General features: G+C 66.5%; 23 protein-coding genes. 10 read left to right on the plus strand and 13 right to left on the minus strand.

Annotation, left to right across the window (positions count from 1 at the left end; all coding sequences use genetic code 11):
• Positions 1 to 607: 607 nt before the first annotated feature.
• Positions 608 to 1471, plus strand: a complete 864-nt coding sequence (locus ACYQ6W_RS21430; RefSeq protein WP_459678187.1) for a tetratricopeptide repeat protein — start codon at positions 608 to 610, stop codon at positions 1469 to 1471.
• Positions 1472 to 1535: 64 nt separating this feature from the next.
• Here ACYQ6W_RS21430 and ACYQ6W_RS21435 read toward each other — a convergent pair whose 3' ends face one another.
• Together ACYQ6W_RS21435 and ACYQ6W_RS21440 are read right to left on the minus strand one after the other, a co-directional pair.
• The gene (locus ACYQ6W_RS21435; RefSeq protein ID WP_459678189.1) at positions 1536 to 2240 is read right to left on the minus strand and encodes a response regulator transcription factor; all 705 of its coding nucleotides are present in this window, start codon (positions 2238 to 2240) and stop codon (positions 1536 to 1538) included.
• Between the two features lie 411 nt (positions 2241 to 2651).
• Entirely contained in the window at positions 2652 to 3146 is a 495-nt protein-coding gene (locus tag ACYQ6W_RS21440; RefSeq protein ID WP_459678191.1) for a cupin domain-containing protein, read from the minus strand.
• A gap of 147 nt (positions 3147 to 3293) precedes the next feature.
• On the opposite strand from ACYQ6W_RS21440, the gene bla reads away from it, so the two are divergent.
• The gene (bla, locus tag ACYQ6W_RS21445) at positions 3294 to 4160 is read left to right on the plus strand and encodes a class A beta-lactamase (protein WP_459678192.1); all 867 of its coding nucleotides are present in this window, start codon (positions 3294 to 3296) and stop codon (positions 4158 to 4160) included.
• The gene (locus ACYQ6W_RS21450; protein WP_459678193.1) at positions 4157 to 5281 is read left to right on the plus strand and encodes an acyltransferase family protein; all 1125 of its coding nucleotides are present in this window, start codon (positions 4157 to 4159) and stop codon (positions 5279 to 5281) included. The genes bla and ACYQ6W_RS21450 overlap by 4 nt, the downstream gene beginning before the upstream one ends.
• 11 nt (positions 5282 to 5292) lie before the next feature.
• On the opposite strand, the gene ACYQ6W_RS21455 is transcribed toward ACYQ6W_RS21450, so the two are convergent.
• From ACYQ6W_RS21455 to ACYQ6W_RS21490, 8 genes are all read right to left on the minus strand, one after another.
• A complete protein-coding gene (locus tag ACYQ6W_RS21455; RefSeq protein WP_459678195.1) occupies positions 5293 to 6744 on the minus strand; it encodes a UdgX family uracil-DNA binding protein in 1452 nt (483 codons plus the stop codon).
• A complete protein-coding gene (locus tag ACYQ6W_RS21460; RefSeq protein WP_459678197.1) occupies positions 6744 to 7976 on the minus strand; it encodes a putative DNA modification/repair radical SAM protein in 1233 nt (410 codons plus the stop codon). The genes ACYQ6W_RS21455 and ACYQ6W_RS21460 overlap by 1 nt, the downstream gene beginning before the upstream one ends.
• 88 nt (positions 7977 to 8064) lie before the next feature.
• Positions 8065 to 8982, minus strand: coding sequence for an outer membrane protein (locus tag ACYQ6W_RS21465; RefSeq protein ID WP_459678198.1), 918 nt, complete (start codon positions 8980 to 8982; stop codon positions 8065 to 8067).
• A 135-nt stretch (positions 8983 to 9117) separates the two neighbouring features.
• Complete coding sequence (locus tag ACYQ6W_RS21470; protein ID WP_459678200.1) at positions 9118 to 10956, minus strand: type IIL restriction-modification enzyme MmeI; 1839 nt, start codon at positions 10954 to 10956, stop codon at positions 9118 to 9120.
• Positions 10957 to 10993: 37 nt separating this feature from the next.
• Positions 10994 to 12553 (minus strand): type IIL restriction-modification enzyme MmeI, encoded by a 1560-nt coding sequence (locus ACYQ6W_RS21475; RefSeq protein ID WP_459678202.1) that lies wholly within the window; start codon positions 12551 to 12553, stop codon positions 10994 to 10996.
• Positions 12554 to 12645: 92 nt separating this feature from the next.
• Positions 12646 to 13245, minus strand: a complete 600-nt coding sequence (locus ACYQ6W_RS21480) for a hypothetical protein (protein WP_459678204.1) — start codon at positions 13243 to 13245, stop codon at positions 12646 to 12648.
• Between the two features lie 46 nt (positions 13246 to 13291).
• Positions 13292 to 14083, minus strand: a complete 792-nt coding sequence (locus ACYQ6W_RS21485; protein WP_459678205.1) for a gamma-glutamyl-gamma-aminobutyrate hydrolase family protein — start codon at positions 14081 to 14083, stop codon at positions 13292 to 13294.
• A 120-nt stretch (positions 14084 to 14203) separates the two neighbouring features.
• Complete coding sequence (locus ACYQ6W_RS21490) at positions 14204 to 14890, minus strand: GntR family transcriptional regulator (protein ID WP_459678206.1); 687 nt, start codon at positions 14888 to 14890, stop codon at positions 14204 to 14206.
• A 136-nt stretch (positions 14891 to 15026) separates the two neighbouring features.
• Between ACYQ6W_RS21490 and ACYQ6W_RS21495 the strand changes: the two genes are divergently transcribed.
• The 6 genes from ACYQ6W_RS21495 to ACYQ6W_RS21520 all read left to right on the plus strand — a co-directional run bounded on the left by ACYQ6W_RS21495 (position 15027) and on the right by ACYQ6W_RS21520 (position 21859).
• Positions 15027 to 16391: a glutamine synthetase family protein gene (locus ACYQ6W_RS21495; protein WP_459678207.1), complete on the plus strand. Its 1365-nt coding sequence runs from the start codon at positions 15027 to 15029 to the stop codon at positions 16389 to 16391.
• 1 nt (position 16392) lies between these two features.
• The gene (locus tag ACYQ6W_RS21500; protein ID WP_459678209.1) at positions 16393 to 17673 is read left to right on the plus strand and encodes an NAD(P)/FAD-dependent oxidoreductase; all 1281 of its coding nucleotides are present in this window, start codon (positions 16393 to 16395) and stop codon (positions 17671 to 17673) included.
• 17 nt (positions 17674 to 17690) lie between these two features.
• Positions 17691 to 19061, plus strand: a complete 1371-nt coding sequence (locus ACYQ6W_RS21505; RefSeq protein WP_459678210.1) for an aminotransferase — start codon at positions 17691 to 17693, stop codon at positions 19059 to 19061.
• 107 nt (positions 19062 to 19168) lie between these two features.
• Positions 19169 to 20545 (plus strand): APC family permease, encoded by a 1377-nt coding sequence (locus tag ACYQ6W_RS21510; RefSeq protein WP_459678211.1) that lies wholly within the window; start codon positions 19169 to 19171, stop codon positions 20543 to 20545.
• A gap of 191 nt (positions 20546 to 20736) precedes the next feature.
• Complete coding sequence (locus ACYQ6W_RS21515) at positions 20737 to 21354, plus strand: LysE family translocator (RefSeq protein ID WP_459678212.1); 618 nt, start codon at positions 20737 to 20739, stop codon at positions 21352 to 21354.
• Between the two features lie 34 nt (positions 21355 to 21388).
• Positions 21389 to 21859 (plus strand): hypothetical protein, encoded by a 471-nt coding sequence (locus ACYQ6W_RS21520; RefSeq protein WP_459678213.1) that lies wholly within the window; start codon positions 21389 to 21391, stop codon positions 21857 to 21859.
• Between the two features lie 71 nt (positions 21860 to 21930).
• On the opposite strand, the gene ACYQ6W_RS21525 is transcribed toward ACYQ6W_RS21520, so the two are convergent.
• Together ACYQ6W_RS21525 and ACYQ6W_RS21530 are read right to left on the minus strand one after the other, a co-directional pair.
• A complete protein-coding gene (locus ACYQ6W_RS21525; RefSeq protein WP_459678214.1) occupies positions 21931 to 22446 on the minus strand; it encodes a GNAT family N-acetyltransferase in 516 nt (171 codons plus the stop codon).
• Positions 22443 to 23531 (minus strand): oxidoreductase, encoded by a 1089-nt coding sequence (locus tag ACYQ6W_RS21530; RefSeq protein ID WP_459678216.1) that lies wholly within the window; start codon positions 23529 to 23531, stop codon positions 22443 to 22445. The genes ACYQ6W_RS21525 and ACYQ6W_RS21530 overlap by 4 nt, the downstream gene beginning before the upstream one ends.
• 227 nt (positions 23532 to 23758) lie before the next feature.
• Here ACYQ6W_RS21530 and ACYQ6W_RS21535 point away from each other — a divergent pair, with 227 nt between their 5' ends.
• Positions 23759 to 24892 (plus strand): ABC transporter ATP-binding protein, encoded by a 1134-nt coding sequence (locus ACYQ6W_RS21535; RefSeq protein WP_459678217.1) that lies wholly within the window; start codon positions 23759 to 23761, stop codon positions 24890 to 24892.
• A 163-nt stretch (positions 24893 to 25055) separates the two neighbouring features.
• Here ACYQ6W_RS21535 and ACYQ6W_RS21540 read toward each other — a convergent pair.
• A partial coding sequence (locus ACYQ6W_RS21540) for a GIY-YIG nuclease family protein (RefSeq protein WP_459678218.1) occupies positions 25056 to 25518 on the minus strand: 463 nt, incomplete at its 5' end.

Consider the following 25518-nt stretch of genomic DNA (forward strand, 5'->3'; position numbering starts at 1 on the left):
AAAAATATCCGTCGTCCAAATGAGGTCTCCTTCCGGAAACCTTGAATCACGCCAGCTCGGCTCTGTGAATCCTTTTTATGGGTCCCGGCCCTAATATGACAGCATCTTCAACCGCATGCAAAAGACGGGGGTGACCCGTCTTCGGTTGGAGAAGGCTCGGCCGAAAGGCGTATCGATCCAGAACTGGCACATCTCCGATGCTGGATCGAAGCCCCGATCGCGGCCCGTTCCGCGTCGCAAGCAATTGCCCAGGCCGGATCGTGTCGCGCGGGCAGCAGGGCCTGCTGAAGTAGGGCCTGCCCGGCGCGGGGAGGGTGCGGTCGCCCCCTCCCAACCCGACTACACAAATGGTTGATGGGCCGTTGAACCACTGTCTCGGAGCGGGGAATCATTTTGATAAAAAACGTCAGGGCTTCAGCTCGATCTACGAGGAAGGAGAAGTTTTTTATTTGCTCTGGCATCCCGAGGACTTGGGACCAGAGAAGAGAACGGCCGCCACCCCCTCCGTTGACAAAGGGCGATGCTCCTTGGACAACGGATGCGCAAGCATCTTTGCAGGTTCAGCCCACAAACGTCCAAGAACGCCCACCACGCAACGAGACGATGGATGAGACGATCACTGCCTCAGGTTGTGGCCGCCGTTGCCACGACATCCCTCTTTGGCCTGGCCGGCTGTACGGTCCCGCCCGCCGCCCCGCCGCCGGCTCCGCAAGGCGCCGCCTTTTTCCCAGGTCAGCCGGCGGGTGGCGCGACCGATCCGCAGGCTTTGGCGCAGACCCGCGCAAAAGCCGAAGCCGGCAACGCCGGGGCTCAGTTCGACCTTGGCAACGCCTATTGGTCCGGTGACGGCGTGCCGCAGGACGATGCCATGGCGGTCTCCTGGTGGCGGAAGGCACTCCGTGGCGGCGATCCGGACGCCGCCTACAACCTCGGCATCGCCTATCAGGATGGGCGCGGCGTGCCGCAAAACTATGCGAAGGCGGCGGCGCTCTTCGAACGTGGCGTGGCCCGCAACGATGCCCAATCCGAAAACAATCTCGGCATCCTCTATCTGCAGGGGCAGGGGGTTCCCCGGGACGTCGCGAAGGCCAAGGATCTCTTCCAGCGCGCCGCAGCGCAGGGGGATCAGCACGCGCAGGCGACCCTGCAGCAATTGGCGGCCCCGGCCGCCGCACCCGGCTATCAGCCCTCCATCTCCGGCGCGGCGCCGGTCGATCCGTCCCAGCAACAGGAAGAGGACGACCAGCAGCAACAACAGCAACAGGAGATGCTGCGCCAGCAACAGCAGTGGCAGGACCAGCAGCGCCAGCGCCAGGAAGAAGACGAACAGCAGCAACAGCAGCAGCAGGAAGAGCAGCAGCAACAGGAAGAGTATCAGCAGCAGCAAGAACAGCAGCAGGAGGAGATGCAGCAGGAAGAAGAGCAGCAGCAAGAAGAACAGCAGCAGGAGCAGATGCAGCCGCCGCCCTGACGGGCGCGGCTGTCACAGGCTCATCCTGTCGCAGCGGAGGGTCCTGGCGCGATCGCAGGCGCGCTCAGCGGCCGGCGAGCACGACGGCCTGGACGCGATTGCGCGCGCCCAACTTCTTCATGATCGAGCCGACATGAACTTTGACGGTCGATTCCGTCATGCCCAGTTCATAGGAAATCACCTTGTTGGGCTTTCCTTCTCTGATCTTCTCGAGGACCTGTCCCTGACGCAGCGAGAGCACCGGCTTCCGGCCGGGGGTCTTGGGAAGCGCCCGGGGGCCTGCTTCCAGATGCAGGAGGATTTCGGGCGTCATGTAGATGCCGCCATTGGCAACGAAACTGATCGCTGCCGCCAGAAGACGGGCGGAGCAGTTCATCGTCAGGACCAGGCCTGCCAGCCCGTGATGCACGGCGGCTTGCAGCGCCGGCCGTTGCACTTGGCTCGGGTCGTCGACCAGAATGACCACGCGAATGCCCTTGTCCGCGATGTCTCCGACGGCCGCGGCCATCCCGCTGTCGAAAGACCCGTCGAGATAGACGAGAAGCACCGTTGTCGGCGGCCGGCAGGCGTCTGCCGCTTCTTCGACCGTTCCAAAGGTTTGAATGACAGCTGCACGTGGCAATGAAGCGACGAGGGAATTGACGAGACAATCGCGCAGGAAGCCGTGGGCATAGACGATGCCCAAGCCGAAGCTGCCGGAGGGGGTAGGGGCGGTTTCCTGCGTCTGATGAAGGGTGCTTGTTGTCTCGAGAAGGATATCGCTGGACATATCCAAAGCGCGCTCCTGCTGTCGTGACTGGCCAGAAGGTTCAGTCATTGCTCAACGATTTATTCGCCCAATCTTAATCCTGCTATCCGCGCTGCAAGGTAGCCTCATTTGGGTCGCGTATAGAGGAAGCTTCGTAATTATCTCAGATCGCAACGCAATTATCGTCTCAATTGCTTCTAAATCGTAAATATTTCTTTAACGAATACAGAAGATCTTGCCGTGCAGGGGCGGAAAGGCCGGCCGGCAAAGGGCGATTTCTCCGAAAAGATGAGGTCGATCGCGATCCTCTGCTCTGGCCGCCGCATTCTCCCCCTTTGGGCGGAGGTCTTTTCTTTGGATCCTGCATCCGGCCTATCCCGAACGCATGATCCAGCGGTTTTTCTCGATGCGCCTGGGACGGTCAGCCCTTCTTTACCCTGAGGAGTCGCCGTCCCCCGGTGCCGTGCGGGCATAGGGTGTGCCGTCCCGCCGCGTATGGCCATCCGGGCCATCGTCGAGGACCATCATGTCGATGTCCGAGTAGTAGCAGCCGTCGCCGGGCAAGCGCGTGCCCATCTCCAGGATCAGTGCGTCCGCGCCGCTCCGGTTCTGCAAATGGTGTCCGTCGGGCACGCCCGCCTTGAACCCGGCGGCTTCGCCCGCGCGCAGCGTTTCCTCGCCGTCATCCGTCACCAGAACGACTTCGCCGCTGAGGACATAGACGAATTCGTCGCTCGCAATCTGCCAATGCCGCTGGCTTGACCAGGCGCCCGGCGGCAGGCGCAGCAGGTTGACGCCGAACTGGGTGAGCCCCGCGGCATCCCCGAGACGTCTGCGCTCGATGTTGCGGCAGGGGGCTTGGAATTGCGGGGGATAATCGCTGCCGCGCTCGATGCCGAGGACGGCGGGATCGATCTTGCGGGTCATCGGCACAGCCTCCTTTGGGGCAAAGCCCAGGCTAGGGCGGGGAGGGATGCCTGGCAACACGGGGCCCGCACGCCGCCTATGTGCTGCACTATCTTTTGGCACTGGCGTGCATCGGATAGGGAGGAGTCAAACTGGCAGGATAAGGCCGTGACCACTTCGCTTTCTCGCCGCAGCTTCGCCGTTGCGTCATCCATGCTGCTTGGCCTGGGAACGGCCGCCGCGGCACCGGCCTCGCCCTTCGTCGAGATCGAGCGCCGTCACGGCGGCCGCCTCGGTGTCTTCGCCGTCGATGGCGGCTCGGGGCGGAGCCTCGCCCATCGCGCCGACGAACGTTTCCTGATGTGCAGCACCTTCAAGGGACTCTTGGCCGCGCAGACTCTCGCCCGTGTGGACGCCGGAAAGGACGACCTGTCCACGATGGTCCCCTATACGCGCAGCGATCTGATCTTCACCTCGCCCATCACCAAAACCAATCTCGCAAAGGGCGCCATGTCCGTCGGCGATCTGACGCAGGCGATGCTCGGATACAGCGACAATACCGCCGCCATCCTGTTGATGCGTCGCGCGGGCGGCCCCACGGCGCTCACGGCCTTCCTGCGCGGCATCGGCGATCGCGTGACGCGATCGGATCGCTACGAGCCTCTGTCCAACCAGGTTGACGGCGTTCTCGACACGACCTCGCCGCGCGCGATCGTCGGCTCGGCGCACGCGATCCTGCTCGGGACCGTCCTCACACCCGCATCGCGCGCCAGGCTCGAAGCCGGCATGGTCGCCTGCAAACCCGGGGTGCGGCGTATTCGCGCGGCCTTTCCGGCAGATTGGTCCATCGGCGATCGGCCTGGCGAGAATCTGACCGAAGAGTCAAACGACTATGCAATCCTGCGGCCGCCGGGCCGCCCGCCGTTGCTCGTCGCCATCTATTGTGATGCGAAGGGCCAGAGCAGGGCGGCGCGCGAAGCGACGATCCGCGAGGCGAGTGCCGTCATCGCCCAATCGCCCCTGGGCAGGGCATGACAATCGGCTTTCGCAACGCGCGGATCGATCTGCTCCGCGGCCTCTCCATCCTTCTCGTGCTGCTGCACCACTTCAACATCGCCTATTCGCTGAAAGATACGACGCTGTCGGCGATCTTCGGCTGGGATGCGGTGCACGCCGTGGTGCGCAACGGCAATTATGGGGTGACGATGTTCTTCGTCATCTCGGGCTATCTGATCACCAGCAATGCGCAGCGCCGATGGTCCGACTTGGCGAAGATCGATCCTTGGGCATTCTATGGATTGCGCATCGCCCGCATTCTGCCCTGCCTGGTGTTGCTGCTGCTCGTCGTCGATGGGCTGGCCCTCGCGGGCGTTGCCATCTTCCAGAACCATGCCCCCGCCGGAAAGCCGGTTTCGCTTTGGCTGGTCAACCTCGCGTCCTTGACCTTCTGGATGAACGTGCTGATCGGCCGCGATGGATGGGTGAACTATCCCCTCGGTGTCCTCTGGTCGCTCTCGGTCGAGGAAGTCTTCTATCTCGCCTTTCCGCTGCTCTGTCTGGCTTTGCGAGGGGAGCGGCGCCTGCTCGCCTTCTGGGGCGCGATCATCCTGATTGGTCCCCTCTACCGCTTCACCCATCAGGGTGATGAAGGGGGCTTCCTCTACGCCTATTTCGCCTGCTTCGATGGCATCGCCATCGGCTGCTGCACCGCCTTGCTCGCGCGGCGTGCCCCGCTGCGCGGGCACGCCGCCACGCTTCTGCAGAGCTGCGTCATCGCCCTCATGATCGCCCTCTACCTGTATCGGCCGATCGGCCAGACGAACGTGCTCGGCGTCACCGCAATGGCGCTCGGCACGGCGATGCTCCTGTGGGGCGCGGAGAGCCGGCCGGCCGGTGCCCTTCTGCGCCGCAGCCGCTTCCTGCGCGGGATCGGGTGGCTGGGCCGGCTCAGCTATGAGCTGTATCTGTTCCATCTCATCCTGCTCGGCGGCCTGCGCAGCCTGTGGCCGGCCCATGCCGTGACGGGGGATGAAAAACTGACGCTTCTGGGTGTGTTCCTCCCGCTGTCCGCCGCGCTGAGCGCCCTCGTCGCGCGCGCCTATGCTGAGCCGCTGAACCACCGTCTCCGGCGCCTCCTGTCCAACCGAACGGCCTGAGCCGTCAGGCCTCAGTCCGCCTGCGCCAGCCAATCCCGCGCCAGCGCCAGATCGGCCTGGAAGCGGGCGGTTTCCGCCTCGCGCGCCGCCGCGTCCGGCAGGCGCAGCAGGTAGGAGGGATGCACGGTCACCAGCAGATGGCGACCTTCCCACTCCATCACACGGCCGCGGCGGTCGGCCAGCCGCCCATCGATGCCGGTCAGGCCGAGCAAGGCGGTCTTGCCCATGGCGAGGACGAGGCGCGGCTGCACCAGATCAAGCTCCCGCGTCAGCCACCAGCGGCAGGCCTGCACCTCTCCGGCATTGGGCTTCTGGTGGATGCGGCGCTTGCCGCGCGGCTCGAATTTGAAGTGCTTGACCGCGTTGGTGACATAGACGGTGCGGCGCTCGATGCCGACCTCCGCCAGCACCTGGTTGAAAAGCTGGCCGGCGGGGCCGACGAAGGGCTTGCCCGCCAAATCCTCACGGTCGCCCGGCTGTTCGCCCACCACCATCAGCGGTGCCTGCGCCGGTCCCTCGCCAAACACCGTCTGCGTCGCATTGGCATGAAGCGGGCAGCGCGTGCATCCCGCGGCCTCCTGCCGCACCTGCGTCAGATCCTGCGTCGTCATCGGTGCCTCCTCATCTCTGCTGACTGCGCGCGCCACCCGCCGCGCATGAAAGGCGGGCGGCGGGCGGAAGCTTTGCGCCGCCATGGCGGCGACACGGGCGGGCGCTTCGGCGATCAACTCCGGGATGAGCGCCGCCTCCGGCAGGTTCTTCCAGTATTTCTTCGGCATCTCGGCTTGCATGGCGCGTGGCTTCAGCCGCGCCGGGTTGAAGATCGCGGCGTAGTAGGTGAGCCACAGCGCGTCCGTCGGGTCGGCGAGGGCCGGCTTTTCCGCCGGCGCGTCGGAGACGTCCACCACCCCGTCCGTCGCGGCCAGGCTGCCGCGCGGCGTGAGGATCAGCCAGTCCATGTCGGCGAAGCGCTGCGCGAAGAAGGCGGCGACGCGGCGCAGGATGAAATGGTCCGGCTCGAACCAGGCGAGGAAGCGCCGGCGCGCCAGGGATTCCACCGCCTCCACTTCCCGGAAGCGGACGAAGGCCGTCATCTTGTGGCAGTCGCGCCGCACCGATTTTTCGAGCCGCAGCAGCGCCGCGACATCTGGGTCGGACGCGACGTCGAGCAGCGCGCGCTCGCTCTGCAGGCGCCACAGCAGGCGATAGAGCAGGGCGAAGCGGCCCGGATCGGTGTGGCAGATCGCCGTCTCCGCAAGAGTGACGAAGCGGCGGGGCACGCGCATCGCGGCCGTGCCCTCGGCCGCGGGCTCGGGAGGAAGGGCTGTGAACAGTGTCTCGGCGTCGCGGGTTGACCAGGCAATGGCCTCGGGCGGCAGCCGGGCTGCGAGCAGGCGTCGTGCCGCCGCCCGCCATTCGTCGAAGTCGCCGTGGCCCTCCAGGGTGACGGGATGCAGGCGCATCAGAGCAGCGCCAGCTGTTGCGCGGGCGGTTGCACCAGGCTCGCGAGATCGGCGCGATCCACCAGCCGCGTCGGGGTCCAGCCTTCGGCGAGGAGGAAGGGGCGCGCCTTGCGCAGCGGCACGCGCAGCCGCGCCAGATCCTCGAGCCGCAGGCGGCGATGCCTGCGGGACCTCAGAATGGCCTCCACCGCCTTCACGCCGAGGCCCGGCACGCGCAGCAGCAGCGCGCGTTCGGCGCGGTTCACGTCCACCGGGAAGCGCTCCCGATGGGCGAGCGCCCAGGCGAGCTTGGGGTCCAGCGCCAGGTCCAGCATCCCGTCCGGCCGCGCCGCGGTCACCTCCTCGATGGCGAAGCCGTAGAAGCGGTAGAGCCAGTCGGCCTGATACAGCCGGTGCTCGCGGGCCAGCGGCGGCCGCTCCGGCGGCAGGCGGCTCGAGGCATCGGGGATCGGGCTGAAGGCGGAGTAGTAGACGCGCTTGAGATTGTAGCTGCCGTAGAGCCGGGCGGAGGCGCCGAGGATCGCAGCGTCGTTCGTCTCGTCCGCGCCGATGATCATCTGGGTCGATTGCCCGGCCGGGGCGAAACGCCGCCGCCGCTTGGTCTGCAGCGTGGGCTCGGCCGCGCCTTCGATCTGCAGGCGGAGGTCGGCCATGGCCCGGCGGATGCCGGCCGGCCGCTTCTCGGGCGCGAGGCGGGCGACGGAGGCGTCGCTCGGCAGTTCGACGTTGATGGAAAGCCGGTCGGCATAGAGGCCGGCCTGTTCGATGAGCGCGGGAGAGGCTTCGGGAATGGTCTTGAGGTGGATGTAGCCGCGGAACTGATGCGCTTCGCGCAGCAGGCGCGCAACCCGCAGGATCTCCTCCATCGTGTAATCGGCGGAGCGGATGATGCCGGAGGAGAGGAACAGTCCCTCGATGTAGTTGCGCCGGTAGAATTCCAGCGTCAGCCAGACCACCTCTTCCGGCGTGAAGCGCGCCCGCTCGACATTGCTGGAGGAGCGGTTGATGCAATAGGCGCAGTCATAGACGCAGAAATTGGTGAGCAGGATCTTGAGCAGGGAGATGCAACGGCCATCCGGCGCATAGGCGTGGCAGATGCCGCTGCCTGTGGTGGAGCCGAGGCCGGTGCGGCCCGCGGAATGCCGGCGGTCGGTGCCGCTGGAGGCACAGGAGGCGTCATATTTGGCGGCATCCGAGAGGATGGCCAGCCGCTCCTTGAGAGACCTGAGCATGCACGTTCTATATTTGTTCGCGCCCTGGCCTGCAAGCGGTCGCCGCGAAAGTTGATCGCCCCTCAGGCGTCTCCCATCCGCACTCCGCTCAGAAGTGGCGGTTGACCGAGATCGTGATGCCGTGGGTGATGATGCGTTCCGAGGACTGGCCGTAGAGGCCGCCCGTTGTGGTGACCCCGGGATTGGTCGTCGTATTGGTGAAGCTCGAGACGTAGCGGCCAACCTGCGCCGCCGTCTCGGTGAAGCTATAGGCGATGTCGAGGAACCAGTTGCGGGTGACGAAATAGGTGCCGCCCAGGGTGGCGCCGGCGCCGAGCACCCAGCCCGAACTCTGGAAATCCTGCGGCGTGCCCGAGACATTGACGTTCTGGCCATTGATCGTGGCATAGCCCACGAGGCCGTTCAACTCCGTCGTCGCATGGGTCATCGTGCCGCCGAGGCCGAGATAGATGAAGCCGGGCCCGAGATCGTGGCCGATGAAGGGCATGGCGCCGAAGCGGCTGTCCGCCTGCACGCGGTAGCTCTGCACCACGGCGGTCCCGGTGAAGGGCTGGTAGCTCTGGCTGCCGGCATAGACGATGACGCCGCCTTGCGGGATGCCCACGTCATACTGCGTCGTCTCGGCCAGAAGATCGCTGTAGGAGACGCGGAAGCCCCAAAGCCAAGGGCTGGTGCCGAAATGCCGGTAATAGCCGAGCCGCACCTCGGGTGCGGCACTCACCGGCGTCGAGGGATCGGCCGAGCCCGGCCCCCAGGCGCTGCCGGCCGAGACCAGGGCACCGTTGGAATAGTTGCGCGAGGTGCCGATGGCATAGAGGCTCTGATGGCCGAAATCGACCGCCTGGATGCCGAGGCCGATGCCGCCGAAGAAGCCGTGGCGCGGCACCTCGGCCGGCGTGATCCAGCCCTGTGCCTGGGCACGGAGCGCAGGGCAGGAGAGCAGCAAGAGGATACCGAGTAAGGCGGAACGGCCTGCTTTTCGACTGAAGCGGGAACTCTTCGCCATGGAATGCCCTTTCGCCCCTCGGTCGCGGCGAGACTAGGCAGAACGGGTAAAGGCAAGCTAGACGTTATATTGCGAAATCGTTATAAAAGCCAAATTTCGCGGGTCATCGGTAACGATTGGCCAGGTCACCAGCGCTCACGCCTGATAGCGTCCGTCTGGCCCCAGCCGGGCCTGCCCGAGCGCCACCAGGGTTTCCAGCATATCCCGCAGCCGCGCCGGGGTCGCACCACGAAAACGGCGAGAGAGTTCCGCCGGTTTGCCCGGCGCGGTGGCGAGCAGGCCGCGCAGGGCGACGTAGCGCTCAGGGTCGCGGCTGGGCCAGGCCGGCAGATCGGCGGCTGCCGCATCTTCGATGGAAAGCGCGGTTTGTGCGGCACGCTTCTGCTCGTTCGGTGCCTGGTAGTCCGGGCGCAGCCAACGTACCTCACCCTCCGCTTCCTCGGCCTGGCGGGCGAGGTTGAGTGCCACGAGACGGGCGACGATCTCGGTGGCGGGAAGGGAGACTGGCCAGCCATAGGCCTCGGCCACCGCCGCATCCAGATCGTCATGCAGGCGAAGCAGAAGGGAGAGCTGGCCCGCGTCATGAATGTCCCGCTCCGCCGGCGTCAGCGCCCGCCCGGCCCGGAGCTTGTCCAGAACGTTGTAGAGTCCGGTCATCGTCAAGTGCGGATGCGCGTCCAGCCGCGTGCGGCGATGGGCATCCAGTTCTTCGGCGATGGCCTCGATGGTAGCGCGCTGCCCCGCGGTGGCGGCTGGGAAGGGGAAGGGGTCGAAGCAGCGGGTTTTGACGTAGACAGGATCATTCCCGACGCCCAGCCGCCCGCCTGCGGCCAAGGCCCAGGCGACGTGAAAGCGGGAGGAGAGCACGCCGAGATGGAAGGCATCCTCGGTCGCGATGCAGACCAGCTTGTTATCCGGCAGAACGGCGGCAGGGAGGAAACAGAAGACGCGGTGCTTCGCCGTTTCCACGGTTGCGATGTAGCGAGAGAGTCCACGCAACGCGCCGCGAAGCAGGCTGTTGTTGCGACCAAACAACCACCAATTTAACCGCCGATACGGCTCATTGTTGTGATCACGTTCCGGCTTAACATGGACCAGAACGTGCTGGTACGTTGCTGGGAAGCGTGCACGGACTTCACTCTCCGCAAGCCCGTCGAGATCAATCACCATCATGCCGCGGCTGCGCTGGGTCAGGTCACGGCCATTGAGATAGGGGCGGATATGCCGTTCGAGCCCCGCCACGTGCCCCAGCCCAAGGCCCTTGGCTTGCGCCGGCGACACGATGAACCCCGCGCCGTGCAGCTTCACGCCGGGGCTGCTGATGCCTTCATTCGCGCGCAGCGGCTTGGTGAGGTCAAGGTCCGCACCGATGGACAGATCGGCATTGATCGGTCCTGTTGCAATGGCAAGATCAACCTCGGGCACGCCATCCTTGCCCGGCCGTTCAGCGAGAACGGTTTGCAGAACTCCCTGCGCTTCTCCCTTGCGCCGCGTGCGTTCCGCGACCGTCATGGCAATGCGCACCGCGGCCGCACCCGCGCCATCCGACCAGGGATGGTCTGGAATGGCGAAGACGAGATCGAGCGGTTTGCGCGCAGCCATGGCGTCCGCGATCACGCGGCGGCAGAAGGTCTGGCGGATGCTGTTGGACGTGATGAAGCCGAAGCGCCGCGTTTCGGCCTTGGGCGCCACCAGCGCCTGCGCCGCCTTCAACCAGAAGAACATGGCGATATCGGCCGAGCGCGGCACCTTCTTGTAACAGGCCCACAGCGCCGTGGTGTAGCCATCGCCCAACTCCGCCCGCAGATCCTTGCCGGCGATAAAGGGCGGGTTGCCGATGATGAAATCGGCAGATGGCCAGGGCGCGGCTTTGGGGCGGATCAGCCGCATCACCGGCACGCGCGCCGTCTCGTCCGGCACCATCTCGCCGGTCACCGGATGCGGCTTCAGCGTCACTCCATCCCAGCGCGTCACCAGCGCGCCCTGGGCGTCACGCTCTGGCTCCTCGGCGTCATACAGCAGCAGCGCGTCCTGATGCCGGATATTGTGGAAGTCGCGCAGAATGGGCTCGGCCGGGGGGGGCCGCGCCCAGCGTACGGAAATGCCATTGCAGATAGCCGATCCACAGCACCAGTTCGGCCACGGGCACGGCGCGCGGGTTCTTCTCCAGCCCCATGAACTGGTGCGGATCGACGCTGGCGCCCGTCAGGGCAAGCCTATCCCCTTCGCCGGAAATCAGGTTGGCCAGCGCATCCAGCACCTCGCCTTCCAGGCGCTTCATCAACTCCATGGTGACGTAGAGGAAATTGCCCGTGCCGCAGGCGGGGTCCAGCACGCGCACGGCGCAGAGACGCGCATGAAAGTCCCGCAGGAGTTTCGCCGCGCCCTCGCGATCTCCCGCCTCCAGCCGCTTGTAGGAGGCCGCCTTGAACCCGTCCCATTCCGCGCGCAGCGGTTCCATGACGGTTGGCAGAACAAGCCGTTCCACGAAGGCGCGGGGCGTGAAATGGGCGCCCAACTGGCCGCGCTGTCGCGCGCTGAGGGCATTTTCCAAAAGCGTACCGAAAATCGCGGGCTCGACATTGGCCCAATCCCGCCGGGCCGCGATGATGAGCAGGCGCAGCTCGTCGGCGGTGACCTCGAGAGGCTCGGCATCCACGCTGCCGGCCGCGTACAGGCCGCCGTTGAAGCGGCGGACGACAGCCTCCGCCGCCACCGAGAACCCGCCCGTATTCATCGAGCGCCAGAGTTCCCCGACGAGCGGCACGAACTTTTCGGGCGCTTGCGCGCATCGTTGCAGCAGGGCCGTGAAGGTCTCCCGGTCCGGGAGGAGGCCCACGGATTGCGCGAACATGCAGAACAGACAGCGCATCAAGAAGAAGGCCACGCGATCCGGCGTGTGCCGTTTTTCCAGCCCTTGCGCCAATTTCGCGAGGTATTCGGCGATTTCCCGCGTCACCTCGGTGCGCCGGCGGGCGGGGTCCAGGCTCAGCGGGTCTTGCCAGATGGCGCGCAGCGTTTCGCGGATCTCTGGCTTCTGCAAATCGGTCAGATAGACGCGAAACCCTTCGCGGTCGGGAAACTGGGCATAGTGACGCCCGGTTCCGGAAAAGTCCGCATAGACATCGAAGCAGAACCCGATGTCGCAGACGATGAGAAAGGGTGGAGAGGGTTCTTCGGGCGGTAGATCCCGCACATAGCCTTCCGCCTGGCCTTTCGCGCGCAGCATGTGCTGCGCCCAGCCCGAGGAATTGCGAATGGTCTGGCGACGGTCCACTTCGGTCTGCAGGCCGAACAGTCCGGGCTGCTGGCGCGGGTTGGCTCCCTGTTTCGCCTCCAGGATGAAGCAACTGCGCTTGTAGAGGTCTATGCGGCGAATGGTGTGGCGGTCTTCGGCGTCATGAAGGGTCACGCCGCGCTCGAACCGATAAGGCCCGAGTGCGCCTTTCGCCGGTGGCGGCCGCTCCACGCCCAAGACGTCACAAAGTTCGAGAAGGAAGGGCTGCGCGTTCGGGCGTTCCGCCTGCTCGGCCTTGGTCCAGCGCTCTATGAAGGCATCAAGGTCCTGCACTCTTGCAACCACCGTCCTCGCGTCTGAGCATTCCGTGCACGACCTCTCGCATGCCGCGCGGCAATGGTTAAGTCAACGTGACCACGGGCCGGCTATTGCGGCGGGGTAATGCCTTGCTCGCCATAGAGGATATGGCCGGCCTGGCCAGGGGCGCCGGGCGCCGGCAGGATCACCACCTTCACCCCGGGATGCAGGTCTTGCCAGCGGCCGGGCTCCACCGTCACCACGGGCACGCCCGGCGGCACCAGGATGGTCTGGCTGCCGCCGTTATACGTCACGGTCATCCTATTGCCGTCGGCCCGGCTCAGGCTGCCCACGGTGCCGTTGGTCATCGAACTCTCGGGCTGCAGGTCCCAGGGATAGTGGCCTTCGCCCACGCCCTGCATCGCCGGTGGAAACACTGTCACCTCCAGGGCGCGGAGTTTGCCGCCCGTGGCCGGCAGGGCGGCGCAGCCGATGTAGCTGCCCGGCTGGATCGCCGACAGCGCGACCGGCTTCACGCCGGTGTAGCGGGTTGCCCCGCCGATCGCGAAATGCGCGGCCTGGCCGGTGCGGTCGTTCACCGTGATCTGGCTCGGCGAGACCGACAGGATGCTGCCGCGCACGCGGCCCGTGGTTTGGGCCTGCGCCCCCACGCTCGCGGGCAGCAGCGGCAGAGCGAGGACGAGGAGGAGAGCGAGTGGGCGACGCATGCGGGACCTCGGGGCTTTGGGGTGCCGGCCGCGCCTCTCCCTCGCCTCAGCCGCGCCGCCGCGCCTCCATGCGGGCCCGCGCGGCGCGCCCGAATTCGCGGAAGATCGCGGACGACAGGCCATCCTCGCCGAAACGCCACTCCGGATGCCACTGAATTGCGGTGGTGAAGGCGCGCGCCTCCGGATGCCGGAAGGCTTCCACCACGCCGTCCGGTGCGCGGGCTTCCACCACCAGGCCCGGCGCCAGCCGGTCAACGCCCTGTTCGTGCAGCGAGTTCACGCGCCATTGATGGGCACCGCCCACCCATTGCGCGAACTGGCCGCCGGGTTCCAGCGTCACCTCATGGGCCGGGGCATATTGCTCAGCGACCGGCAGGGTCTTGTCGTAGCGGTGGTCGAGCGGCGTGCTCGCCACCTCATGCAGCTTCGGATGCAGCGTGCCGCCGAAGGCGACGTTCATCTCCTGGCAGCCGCGGCAGACGCCGAGCATCGGCACGCCTGCGTCGAAGGCCGCGCGGATGAGGCCGATGGAGAGGGCATCGCGGTTGGGGTCGGCCGGCAGAACCTGATCCTCCGGCGGGCGGCCGTAGAGCGGCGGCGCCACGTTGGAGGGGCTGCCCGGCAGGAAGATGCCGTCGACCAGGTTCAGGATCTCGGCGAAGTCGAGCGGCTGCGGCGCGGGCGTGCCGTCGATGTTGGAGACGCGGCCGGGCAGCAGAATGGGCAGGGCGTCAGCCCCCACCGTCACGGCATAGATGTATTTCTCCACCACGAGATGCGCGACATGGCCGGACACCGCCATCACGTCGCACACGAATCCAATCACCGGCCTCGCCATCAGCGCGCTTCCTTCAAGACGGAACAAAAGTGATCACATATCTCGCAGCTTGCACCCGCGGGCCGCTGCGCCGCAAGGCGTGCCGGCGCAAGGCCGGCCCCAGCCAGGCGTAGGGACAGCTCACTCGGCCAGGCGCCCGGACAAGGCGAGATGGCCGATGCCGGTGCGAATGTCCTCGGCGATCGCCTGGCGCAGGGCGGCGGCATCCTGGCGGGCGATCGCCGCCAGCGCATCCCGATGATAGTCGTGCCCTACCGCCTGCACCGGCATGTCCTCGAGCGCCGCCCGCATGAAGGGGCCGGTTTGCAGCCAGACGCTCTCGATCAGCGGCAGCAGCACGCTATCTGGTCGCGCGGCATAGAGGGTGAGGTGGAAGCGCATGTTCTCCTCCACCACGGTCTCGGCGGCGCCCGCCGCCACGGCCTCGTCCACCCGGTCGTTGATGGCGTGCAGCATCCGCAGCCGGGCCTCGTCGATCAGGGGCAGGGCCCGAATCGCCGCCTCCGTCTCCAGCGCCGTGCGGGCGGCGAGCAATTCGTCGAACCGCGCCGCCGTCATCTGCGGCACGCGCACCCGGCGATTGTCGAGCAGAGCGAGCGCTCGCTCGGCCACGAGCCGCCGCAGCGCCTCCCGTACCGGCATGGCGCTGACGCCCAGGGCTTCCGCCAGGCCGCGGATGGTCACGGCTTGGCCGGGCGGAAACCGCCCAGACATGATCGCCTGCCGCAACGACTGAAAGACCCATTGATGGATGGGCTCACCGTCTTCGCGAGCGGGCAGGGCCAGGAGGGGAACGTCGTCCGGCATCTTCGTCTCGTGGTGCAATCGGGCAAGCCTTCTGGCGCCCTTTGCGCTGGTGCGCCAGTGCGGAATTTCGCACAAGGTTCTTGCTTAATGTGATCACATTGTGCCGTAATGGAAGAATCACAACTCGGAGACCATCATGACGGTGCTGCCGCGCGTCGCAGGCGGGGGAAAGTCGAAGAAGTCGGAGGGCGGCGCCATCGTCGAAGCCTTCGTGGTCGATGGCAACGGCGTGCCGCGCGGGAAATGGGTGCCGGCCGAGAAGCTGGCTGACGTCAGTGACAAGGGCGTGCTGATGCCGCGGTCGGTCTTCGCGCAGGACATCTGGGGCCGCGATGCGGACGAGGCCGGGCTCGCCTGGGGCACGGGCGACCCGGATGGCTTGTGCAAGCCCGTGGAAGGCTCGGTGCTGCCGGTCTCCTGGCTGTCCCGACGCGCGACGCAGGTGATGTTGCGCATGGTGGACCGCGATGGCAGCCCCTATTTCGCCGATCCCCGCACCGTGCTGGAAAACGTGCTCGCGCGCTTCACCGCGGCGGAGCTGACGCCGGTGGTGGCGACCGAGCTGGAATTCTACTTCATCACACCGGACGAGCTGGCGGGCGCCAAGCCGCGGCCCTATGGCGCCGATGCGGAAGGCTGGAAGGGCTGGCAGCAGAACGTGCTCTCGATCGAAGAGCTGCATGCCTATGACGGCGTCTTCGCCGATATCGCCCGCTTCGCAGCCGAGCAGAACATCCCGCTCGACGGCGTGGTGCGCGAGAACGGACCCGATCAGTACGAACTGAACTTCACCCATACTGACGACGTGGTGCGCGCCGCGGACTGGACGGTGATGATGAAGCGCATCGTCAAGGGGGCTGCGCGCCGCCACGGCATGGATGCGACCTTCATGGCCAAGCCCTATGGCGGGCTCGCGGGCTGCGGCATGCACACGCATCTCAGCCTGCTGGATCGCACGGGCGCGAATATCTTCGTGGCGCAGGGCCACGAGCGTGGCGGCAAGCTGCGCCACGTGGTGGGCGGCATGCTCAGCACCATGCGCGACAGCATGCTGGTGCTGGCCCCGCATGCCAATTCGTACCGACGCCTGACGCCCGCGACCCATGCGCCGACCCGGCTGACCTGGGGCATCGACAATCGCACGGCGGCGATCCGGGTGATCGAGCAAGGCCTGGCCACCCGCGTGGAGCATCGCGTCGCCGGCACGGATACCAACCCCTATCTGACGCTCGCCATCATCCTCTCGGCGGCGCTGCACGGGCTGGAGACCGAGGCCGAGCCGCCCGAGCCGCTGGAGGGCGAGCACAGCGAATCCGGCGCCGAGACCCTTCCCGCGACCTGGGACGAGGCACTGGCCCGCTTCGAGGCCTCGCCCTTCATCACCAAGGCTCTCGGGCCGCGCTACCAGAAGGTCTATGCGGCGGTGAAGCGCCAGGAGATCGCCGAGTTCCGCGCCCATGTCACGGAATTCGAATACGACGCCTATCTGAGGACCGCCTGACATGTCCGCCCACGCGCCCTCCTACTATGCAGCGACCGCGCATCCGCAGCCGGTGCGGCCGGCGCTCGCCGGCGAGATCGTGGCCGATGTTTGCATCATCGGCGCCGGTTTCACCGGGATTTCGGCGGCGCTGACGCTGGCCGAAGCCGGGTTCCGGCCCGTAGTGCTGGAAGCGATGCGCGTCGGCTGGGGTGCGTCGGGGCGCAATGGCGGCCAGATCGTCAATGGCTATAGTCGTGATCTCGCCGTCATCCGCGCCCGCTATGGCGAGGATGCGGCGCGGGCGCTGGGTGCCATGTCCCTCGAAGGGGGAGACATCATCCGCGAGAGGATCGCCCGCTACGACATCGATTGCGACTATGTGGAAGGCGGCTTCCTCGCCGCTTTTTCCGAGAAGCAGATGCGCGAGCTGGAACATCTCAAGCGCGTCTGGGAAGTCTACGGCCATGAATGGCTGGAGATGGTGGATAGCGCAACCCTGCCGGAGATCGTCGCGAGCGACCTCTATGTCGGCGGGCAGATCGACCATCGTGGCGGCCATATCCATCCGCTCAACCTCGTGCTCGGCGAAGCAGCGGCAGCGGAAGCGCTGGGTGCCGTGATCCACGAGGAAAGCCCGGTGACGGGGGTCGAGGATCAAGGCGCTTCTGTGCTGGTGAAGACGGCGCGCGGCGCCGTGCGCGCCGGCACCGTGCTCGTCTGCGGCAATGCCTATCTCGGCGGCGCCGTCCCTGATCTCACCAACAAGATCATGCCGGTTTCGACTCAGGTGGTGACGACGGCGCCGCTCGACCCTTCGGTGCTCGACCGTCTGCTGCCGCGCAATTACTGTGTCGAGGACTGCAACTACGTGCTCGATTACTATCGCCGCACGGCCGATGACCGGCTTCTGTTCGGCGGTGGCATCAACTACGGCGGCGCCGACCCCGCGAGCATCGAGGGTAAGATCCGCCCGCATCTGGAAAAGACCTTCCCCGAGCTGCGCGGCGTGCCGATCGACTTCGCCTGGAGCGGCAATTTCGCGCTGACGCTCACGCGTATTCCGCATGTCGGCCGGCTGTCGAAGAACGTGCTCTTCAGCCACGGCGACAGCGGCCATGGCGTGACAACGACGCATCTGCTCGGGCGGTTGCTGGGCGAGGCGATCCAGGGCCGCATGGAGCGGTTCGACGCGTTCGCGCGGCTGCCCTACCTGCCGTTTCCGGGCGGGCGCACCTTCCGCGTCCCGCTCACCGTGCTCGGCGCCTGGTGGTACGGCCTGCGCGACCGCCTCGGAATTTAGTTCGAAGGAAGAACACCATGCTCGACATTCCGAACGACATCGACCATCTCCGCGCGGCCGACAACGCGCATCACCTGCATCCCTTCACCGACCACAAGTCGCTGCATGAGGGGCGCGTGCGCGTCATCACCCGCGCCGAGGGCGTCTGGGTCGTCGATGGCGATGGCCACCGCATGCTGGACGGCATGGCCGGTCTCTGGTGCGTCAATGCCGGCTACAGCCAGCCCTCCATCGTCGAGGCGGCGAGGCGACAGATGGAAATGCTGCCCTATTACAATTGCTTCTTCAACAGCACGACGCCGGCGGCGGCTGCCCTCTCCGAGCGTCTGGCCCGTCTTGCCCCTGCCGGCCTCAACCACGTCTTCTACGCCTCCTCGGGCTCGGAAGCGGTGGACAGCGCGTTGCGCATCGCGCGGCAGTTCTGGATGATTCAGGGGCGCCCCGAGAAGCGCATCATCGTCAGTCGCGAATTCGGCTATCACGGCTCCACCCTGGCCGGTGCTTCCGTCGGCGGCATGAAGGACATGCACAAGCAGGCCGGGGACCTGCCGGACTTTGCCCAGGTGATGACCCCCTATACCTGGCGCGATGCCGGTGATCTCTCGCCGGAGGAATTCGGCCGCAAGGCCGCCGCCAGTCTCGAAGCCTATATCGCCGAGGTCGGCGCCGACCGCATCGCCGCCTTCATCGGCGAGCCCATCCAGGGCGCTGGTGGCGTCATCATCCCGCCCGATGGCTATTGGGCCGAGATCCAGCGCATCTGCCGCGCGCACGACATCCTGCTCATCGCGGACGAAGTGATCTGCGGCTTCGGCCGCACGGGCACGATGTTCGGCAGCTTCACCTACGACATCGCGCCCGACATCATGACGACGGCGAAGGGCATCACCTCGGGCTATGTGCCGCTCTCGGCCATCTTCGTCGGCGATCGCGTGGCCGATGTGCTGATCGAACAGGGTGGGGAATTCTACCACGGCTTTACCTATGCCGGGCATCCGGTGGCCTGTGCCGTCGCGCTCGCCAATCTCGACATCATCGAGGGCCAGAACCTCGCCGAGGCTTCGGCCCGCAAGGGCGCGGCGCTGCTCGAGGGCTTGCGCGGCGCGGTGGGTGACCATCCGCTGGTGAGCGAGATCCGGGGCAGGGGGCTGATGATCGCGATCGAACTCGCCGAGGACCGCGCGGGCCACAAGCCCTATCCCTCCTCGCGCAAGGCGGGCCTCACCTGCCGCAACTTTGCGACCGAAGGTGGGCTCATCATGCGCGCCTGCCGCGACACCATGGTGCTGGCGCCGCCGCTGGTCATTTCGGATGAGGAAGTGGCGCTGGTCGTGGAGCGCGCGGCGCGCGCCATCGACCAGACCTGGGGCGCCTTGCGGGCGGGCTGACCCCCGACGGTGGCGCCCGCCACGGCGCCACCGTCATCAAATCATGACGTTTCCCGGTCGGACCGGTCGCCTATACACGCGCGCTGTCACACTGGGAGATGATGCGCGTGACGTCGCTCAAGGCCAATGCCGTTTCGTTCTTCGAATCCCTGGTCATGGGCATCGGCGGCAGCGCGCCCGGCTTTTCCATCGCGGTGACGACGGCCACACTCTTCGGCACCGCCGGTCTCGTCTCGCCGGGTGCCTTGATCCTCTTCGCTCTCCCCATGCTCGGCATTGCCGTGGGCTACAAGGCGCTGAGCCTGAAGCGCCCGGACGCCGGCGCCAACTATCAATGGACGACCGATGCCTTCGGCCGCTTCTGGGGCTTCCTGTCGGGCTGGGCGCTGCTCGTCTCCGGCCTCGTCTCCATGGTCTCGGCGACCTTGCCCTTCGGCACCCAGACGCTGAATTTCGTGGCGCCCGGGCTGACCGACAACGTGCTGCTCACCAGCGGCATCGCCGTGCTCTGGTTCCTCGCCATCGCGCTCATCCTCATCATCGGCGTGACGCTGACGAGCGTGATGCAGGTGGTGATGATGGTGATCGAACTCGCGGTGCTGACGACGATCCTGATCGCCGCCGTCATCCATATGGCGTTGCACGGGGCGGCCTTGCCCTTCTCCTGGTCCTGGTTTGGCTTCGGCTATGCCCCCGGCAGCTTCGCCGCCTCGGCGCTGCTCGTTGTCTTCTTCTATTGGGGCTGGGACGTGACCTCCAACCTCGGGGAGGAGACGAAGACGGATCAACCGGATGCGGCAGGCGGCGGCGGCTTCTACAGCATCTTCGTCACCATCAGCTATTTCACCGCCTTCGCCGTGGTGGCGCTGATGCTCTTCGGGCCGCAGAAGGGGGAGAGCTTTTCGGACAACCTGATCTATCACATGGCGCTCACCGCGGGGCTCGGCCATGCCGGTGCGCTGGCCGCCTCGCTCGCCGTCATACTCTCCAGCATCGGCAATCTGGAGACGACGATGCTGCAATCCTCGCGCGCCCTCTATGCCATGGGGCGCGACCGCGCGCTGCCCACCAGCCTCAGCCGCATCGACGCGGCGACGCAGACCCCGGTGCGCGCCATGGTAGTGCTCATCGTCTCGGGCGTCGCCATCATCCTCGGCGCGAGCTTCCTGCCCTCGATCAAGGTGATCCTGTCGGATTCGGTGGATGCGGTGGCAATCCAGGTGTGCTTCTACTACGGGCTGACCGGGATCGTCTCCTTCTGGGCCTATCGCGCCAGCTGGCGCAGGCAGCCCGGCACGTTTTGCGCCTATGCGCTCTTTCCGGCGGTGAGCGCCCTCCTGCTCTTCGTCCTCGGCCTCTATGCCTTCACCACCTTCGACATGCTGACGCGGATCGTCGGGCTCGGCGGCTTGCTGATCGGCCTTCTGCTCTTCCGGCCGAAAGGCTATCGCCCCCTGGTGCAGGCGCCTGCTCCGGCCGAGTGAGGGCGGTTCAAGTTTTGGCCGAACAGTATTCCTCGTCATCGCCGGGCTTGACCCGGCGATCCATGTCGGGGCGCCTCAACGCATGGATGCCCGGCTTGAGGCCGGGCATGACGAGTTAAAGGCGATTCAATCAAAACCCAAACCGCTCTAGGATCTGCGCGGCCCATCTTGGGCAGCGGGGAGGGGCGGCAATGGATTGGCATCTCTACTGGGGTTTCGTGGCCGTCACCTTCATCCTCGGCTGCATTCCGGGGCCGAACGTCGCGCTGATCATGGCGAACAGCGTCTCGCACGGGGTGCGCTACGGTCTCGCGACTGTGGCCGGCACCCTGGCGGCGCAGGTGATCCAGCTTGTGGCGGTCGCTTTGGGCCTGACGGCGCTGCTGCAGGGCCTCGGCACCTGGTTCGCGGTCGTCCGCTGGCTCGGCGTCGCCTATCTCCTCTATCTTGGCTGGCGGCAGTGGCGGGCGCCCGTCGTCGATCTCAGCCGCATCCAGGCGGGGGCACGGGTGCCGCTCTCCGCCATGCTGCCGCGGGCGGCCGCCGTGTCGCTCACCAATCCGAAGACGCTGCTCTTCCTCGGCGCGCTCTTCCCGCAATTCGTCTCGACGCACCATCCGGTGCTGCCGCAGGTGGGGCTGTTGGCCGCGACCTTTCTCGTCATCATCGGCATCATGGACAGCAGCTGGGCGCTGCTCGCCGGCCAGTTGCGCGGCCTGCTCGGCCGCCATGGCCGTCTGCGCAACCGGCTTTCTGGCGGGATGATGATCGCGGCTGCCGCGGGCCTCGCCGCCGTTCACCGGCGGTGAGTGCTTAAGGCCTCCGCCAGTCAGGATCGGGGCTATGCGCGACTATGTCATCGAGACGCTGGCGAACGGCGCGCTTCTTGTGAAGCAACCGCCAGACTACCTCTTTGGCCTCGTCTTCATCCTTCCGGGTTTCATAACCCTCGGTTTCTTCCTCTATCGTGTTTTCAACACCAGAACGGCGTTTCCCCTTTGGGGTGCTCTAATCTTTTCCGTTCCACTGTTTCTGGCCGGATTGTTCGTCATGACGACGGGAAGCCTGACGTTGGACAAGGCATCAAACACGGCCTTGTTCCATAAGACCGTGTGGCTTTGGCACGACGATTTCACGGTGCCGCTCGATCAGCTCCGCTACGCCCGGGTGCGGGACCGTGGCGCGTCCGACTATATCGTGATCGGGCTCGGCGATGGCGGCGAAATCAGTTTCGGCGATGCCAATCAGGATGGTGGCAAGGTGCAGGCGGCTTTCGCCATCAATCGCTATCTTGGACGCGAGGGGGCACCATAACGTCCCGCAGCGGTCCGACGGATTTGCCGGATCTGTCTGTGTCGTCCCTGGGGCCGTCGCGCAACCTGGCCTTACTCTGGCCATCCCCCCAGCACGAGCCGCGCGCGGCCAGGCCGGTGGCCGGCCGTGCCGCTCGGCCGGAAGCCCAGCCGGGTCAGAAGCCGCCAGGAAGCCGTATTCTCCGGCCGGCATTCGGCAATGATTTGCCGGGCCGGAAAGGCGGTGGCGAGCGCCGCCGTCACCACCTGCACCGCTTCGCCGGCGAAGCCCTGTCCCCGGGCGGCGGCCGCGAACCAGTAGCCGATTTCGATCTCGCCTTCGCCGTGCAGATGCGTCCCCACCGTGCCGAGGAGCGCGCCGCCGGCCCGCGGCCAGACGCCCCAGAAACAGTCGGCGCCATCGCCGGCGCCCCGCAGCAGCGCTTCGGAGTCCTTGCGCGTGAAGGGGCTCGCCAGGAAATGCACGACCGCGTTGATGCTGGGCTCGTCCGTCATCGCGCGAAAGGCTTCGGCATCTGCCAGGGTCAGCGGGCGGAGAGACAGCCGCGCCGACTCCTGCGGCGGCAGCCGGTCCAGCCGCGCCGTCACCCGCGCTGCGCCGCCGCGAAGGCCGCGCGCTCGCTCTCCGTCAGGGCGAGCGGCAGGGCGCGGCCGGTCTCGGCCGAATGCACGCCCGCCTCGATCGCCGCCATCACGGCCACGGCCTCCGCCGGCGTCACCGGATTCGGGCCGCGTCCCAGAATCGCATCCCGCACGCCGGCGTAGTAGCGCCGCCAGTCGCCATCGGCCGCCGCGATCACCTCGGGCTCGGCGCTAGCCCCGTCGATCAGCGTCGCGGCGTCGAGGTCGATGCCCCAGTCGAGATCGCCCGGCGCCATGCCTTGGCGCAGCTGGCTTTCCTGCACGTCCACGCCCTGCTTCACCAGGCTCGCCTCCGTGCCGTGCAGGATGAAGCGCGAGCGGCCGCCGGCGGCGAGGCAGCTCGCACCGAGGATTACGTGCAATCCGGCATAGGCGAGAACGGCATGGAACCAGTCGGGCGCCGTATCGCCGCGGCGCTGGGCGGCGGTCGTAACGGCGATCGTCTGCGGCAGGCCGAAGAGCTTCAGTGCCTGGTCGACGAGATGCGGGCCGAGGTCGAACCATAGGCCACCGCCGGGCTCCGGTCGTTCGCGCCAGCGGTCCGGCACCTCCGGGCGGTAGCGGTCGATCCGGCTTTCGAATTCGACGAGCCGGCCCAGCCGGCCGGCGGCCAGCATCTCCGAGACGGTCAGGAAATCACTGTCGAAGCGGCGGTTCTGAAAAACCGAGAGCAGGCGCCCGGTGCGCGCGGCGGTCTCGGCCAGCAGCCGCGCTTCGGTAAGCGACAGGGTGAAGGGCTTGTCCACCACCACGTGCTTGCCGGCGGCGAGCGCCGCTTCCGCGAGCGGCGTGTGCTGCGCGTTCGGCGTCGCGATCACCACGAGGTCCACCGCCGCATTCTGCACGGCCGCCAGCGGATCGGCGATCACCTGCACATCCGGCAGGGTGGCGTGGATCTCCGCCTCCGGCCGGCTGGAGCCGAGGACGGTGAGGGTGAGGCCGGGCACCGCGCGCAGCAGCGGCGCGTGCAGGGCGCGTCCGGCATAGCCATAGCCGATGAGGGCGACGCGAAGGGGGGAGGATTCGGACATGCGGTCTCGTCTCCGAGCATGCGGGGCGCGGCATGGTCCAATGCCTCCCGTCCTTTTTCAACCGGGAAGCGGGAGAGGCGGCCATGCCGCGGCCGGCGGCGCTAAGATTTCTGGCCAATCGTCGGAAAACCGTCTACGTTTGGTTCAGAAAAAACAAAAAACCGGCTTGCCATAAGGCTTTCATTGCTGAACGGTAGGCCAGAACCTTCGAACGGGAAACGGACTCGATGGCCCAGGTCGCTCTCAAATCGCTCAAGAAAACCTATGACGGCAGTGATGCGCTGGCCGTGAAGGGGATCAATCTCGATATTCAGGACGGGGAGTTCGTCGTCCTCGTCGGCCCCTCGGGCTGCGGCAAGTCCACCACGCTGCGCATGATCGCAGGGCTGGAAGAGATTTCGGGCGGCGAGTTGCTGATCGGCGACCGCGTCGTCAACGACGTGCCGCCGCGGGACCGCGACATTGCCATGGTCTTCCAGAACTACGCGCTCTATCCGCACATGTCGGTCTACGACAACATGGCCTTCGGCCTGAAGCTGCGGAAGTTCCCGAAGGAGGACATCAAGCGCCGGGTCGAGGACGCGGCCCGCATCCTGCACCTCACGCCGCTGCTGCAGCGCAAGCCCCGCGCGCTCTCGGGTGGCCAGCGCCAGCGCGTCGCCATGGGCCGCGCCATCGTCCGCAACCCCAAGGTCTTCCTCTTCGACGAGCCGCTGTCGAACCTCGACGCCAAGCTCCGCGTGCAGATGCGCACCGAAATCAAGAAGGTCCACAGCACCGTCAAGACGACGACGATCTACGTGACGCATGATCAGGTCGAGGCGATGACGCTGGCCGACCGCGTGGTGGTGATGAACCAGGGGCTGATCGAGCAGGTGGGCCCGCCGCAGGAGCTGTACCACCACCCCGAGACGCGCTTCGTCGCCGGCTTCATCGGCAGCCCCGGCATGAACTTCATCCCGGCCAAGCTGCTGAAGGAAGGCGAGGGGCTGTTCGTCCAGCTGCAGAACGGCGTGAAGCTCGCCGTGCCGGCCGAGCGCCATGGCCGGTACGCCGCGCATGTCGGGCGGGAGGTGCTCTTCGGCATCCGGCCTGAGCACATGCCCGCCTATACCGGTGACAATCGGCCGGGCTTCGAGAAGGTCGATGTCGATGTCGACATCACCGAGCCGATGGGCATGGAGACGGTGATCTATTTCTTCCTCGGCGGCACGAAGGAGGATCATCGGGACGTGACGGAGGCACCCTTCTGCGCGCGCATCGACCCGCTGGTGCCCGCGCAACCCGGCACGCGGATGACGCTCTCGGTCGACATGAACAACATGCACCTGATCGATCCGACGACCGACAAGGTGCTGTAAGGCACGCGAACCTCCGTCGCCCTCGGGCGTGGCTACCGTAAGATGAACGCGTCGCCCTCGGGCTTGACCCGAGGGCCTACCCGTTTGGGCGCCCCACAGGTTAGGTCCCCCGGGTCAAGTGTGGCTGGCCAAGCCCGGGGGACGAGCGGAAGGGGGGCATCTTTTAAAGGTCTCCGCTCAAGGTCTCGTACAAATCCCGCCAGGTCGGATTGATGCCTTCGACCAGGGCGATCTTCCATGCGCGCGGCCAACGCTTCAGGCTTTTCTCACGCTGAATCGCGGCGGTGATCTCCTCATGCCGCTCGGCATAGACGAGCCGGAAGAGCGCATAGCGCCGAGTGAAGCTTGGCGTCTGGCCACCTCGGTGCTGCTGCACGCGCTCGGCGAGATGGGCCGTGACGCCGATATAGAGCGTTCCGTTCTTCCGATTGCTCAGGATGTAGACCCAGCCGCCCATAGTTAGACGATGCGATATCGGAACATAAAAAGCCATGGGTTTCCGAGACAATCGTGGTGCAACGAAATCGTCGCCCTCGGGCTCGGGCAGCCACCTCGCGAAATCGTCGCCCTCGGGCTCAGGCGGGCACCTCGTCAAATCGTCGCCCTCGGGCTTGACCCGAGGGCCT

The sequence above is a fragment of the Acidisoma sp. 7E03 genome (genome assembly GCF_054665075.1).

Coding starts and splice junctions, on each gene's coding strand:
- ACYQ6W_RS21430 (WP_459678187.1), top strand. CDS start 608: ATGAGACGATCACTGCCTCAGGTTGTGGCCGCCGTTGCCACGACATCC.
- ACYQ6W_RS21435 (WP_459678189.1), bottom strand. CDS start 2,240: ATGTCCAGCGATATCCTTCTCGAGACAACAAGCACCCTTCATCAGACG.
- ACYQ6W_RS21440 (WP_459678191.1), bottom strand. CDS start 3,146: ATGACCCGCAAGATCGATCCCGCCGTCCTCGGCATCGAGCGCGGCAGC.
- ACYQ6W_RS21450 (WP_459678193.1), top strand. CDS start 4,157: ATGACAATCGGCTTTCGCAACGCGCGGATCGATCTGCTCCGCGGCCTC.
- ACYQ6W_RS21455 (WP_459678195.1), bottom strand. CDS start 6,744: ATGCGCCTGCATCCCGTCACCCTGGAGGGCCACGGCGACTTCGACGAA.
- ACYQ6W_RS21460 (WP_459678197.1), bottom strand. CDS start 7,976: ATGCTCAGGTCTCTCAAGGAGCGGCTGGCCATCCTCTCGGATGCCGCC.
- ACYQ6W_RS21465 (WP_459678198.1), bottom strand. CDS start 8,982: ATGGCGAAGAGTTCCCGCTTCAGTCGAAAAGCAGGCCGTTCCGCCTTA.
- ACYQ6W_RS21480 (WP_459678204.1), bottom strand. CDS start 13,245: ATGCGTCGCCCACTCGCTCTCCTCCTCGTCCTCGCTCTGCCGCTGCTG.
- ACYQ6W_RS21485 (WP_459678205.1), bottom strand. CDS start 14,083: ATGGCGAGGCCGGTGATTGGATTCGTGTGCGACGTGATGGCGGTGTCC.
- ACYQ6W_RS21490 (WP_459678206.1), bottom strand. CDS start 14,890: ATGCCGGACGACGTTCCCCTCCTGGCCCTGCCCGCTCGCGAAGACGGT.
- ACYQ6W_RS21495 (WP_459678207.1), top strand. CDS start 15,027: ATGACGGTGCTGCCGCGCGTCGCAGGCGGGGGAAAGTCGAAGAAGTCG.
- ACYQ6W_RS21500 (WP_459678209.1), top strand. CDS start 16,393: ATGTCCGCCCACGCGCCCTCCTACTATGCAGCGACCGCGCATCCGCAG.
- ACYQ6W_RS21505 (WP_459678210.1), top strand. CDS start 17,691: ATGCTCGACATTCCGAACGACATCGACCATCTCCGCGCGGCCGACAAC.
- ACYQ6W_RS21515 (WP_459678212.1), top strand. CDS start 20,737: ATGGATTGGCATCTCTACTGGGGTTTCGTGGCCGTCACCTTCATCCTC.
- ACYQ6W_RS21520 (WP_459678213.1), top strand. CDS start 21,389: ATGCGCGACTATGTCATCGAGACGCTGGCGAACGGCGCGCTTCTTGTG.
- ACYQ6W_RS21530 (WP_459678216.1), bottom strand. CDS start 23,531: ATGTCCGAATCCTCCCCCCTTCGCGTCGCCCTCATCGGCTATGGCTAT.
- ACYQ6W_RS21535 (WP_459678217.1), top strand. CDS start 23,759: ATGGCCCAGGTCGCTCTCAAATCGCTCAAGAAAACCTATGACGGCAGT.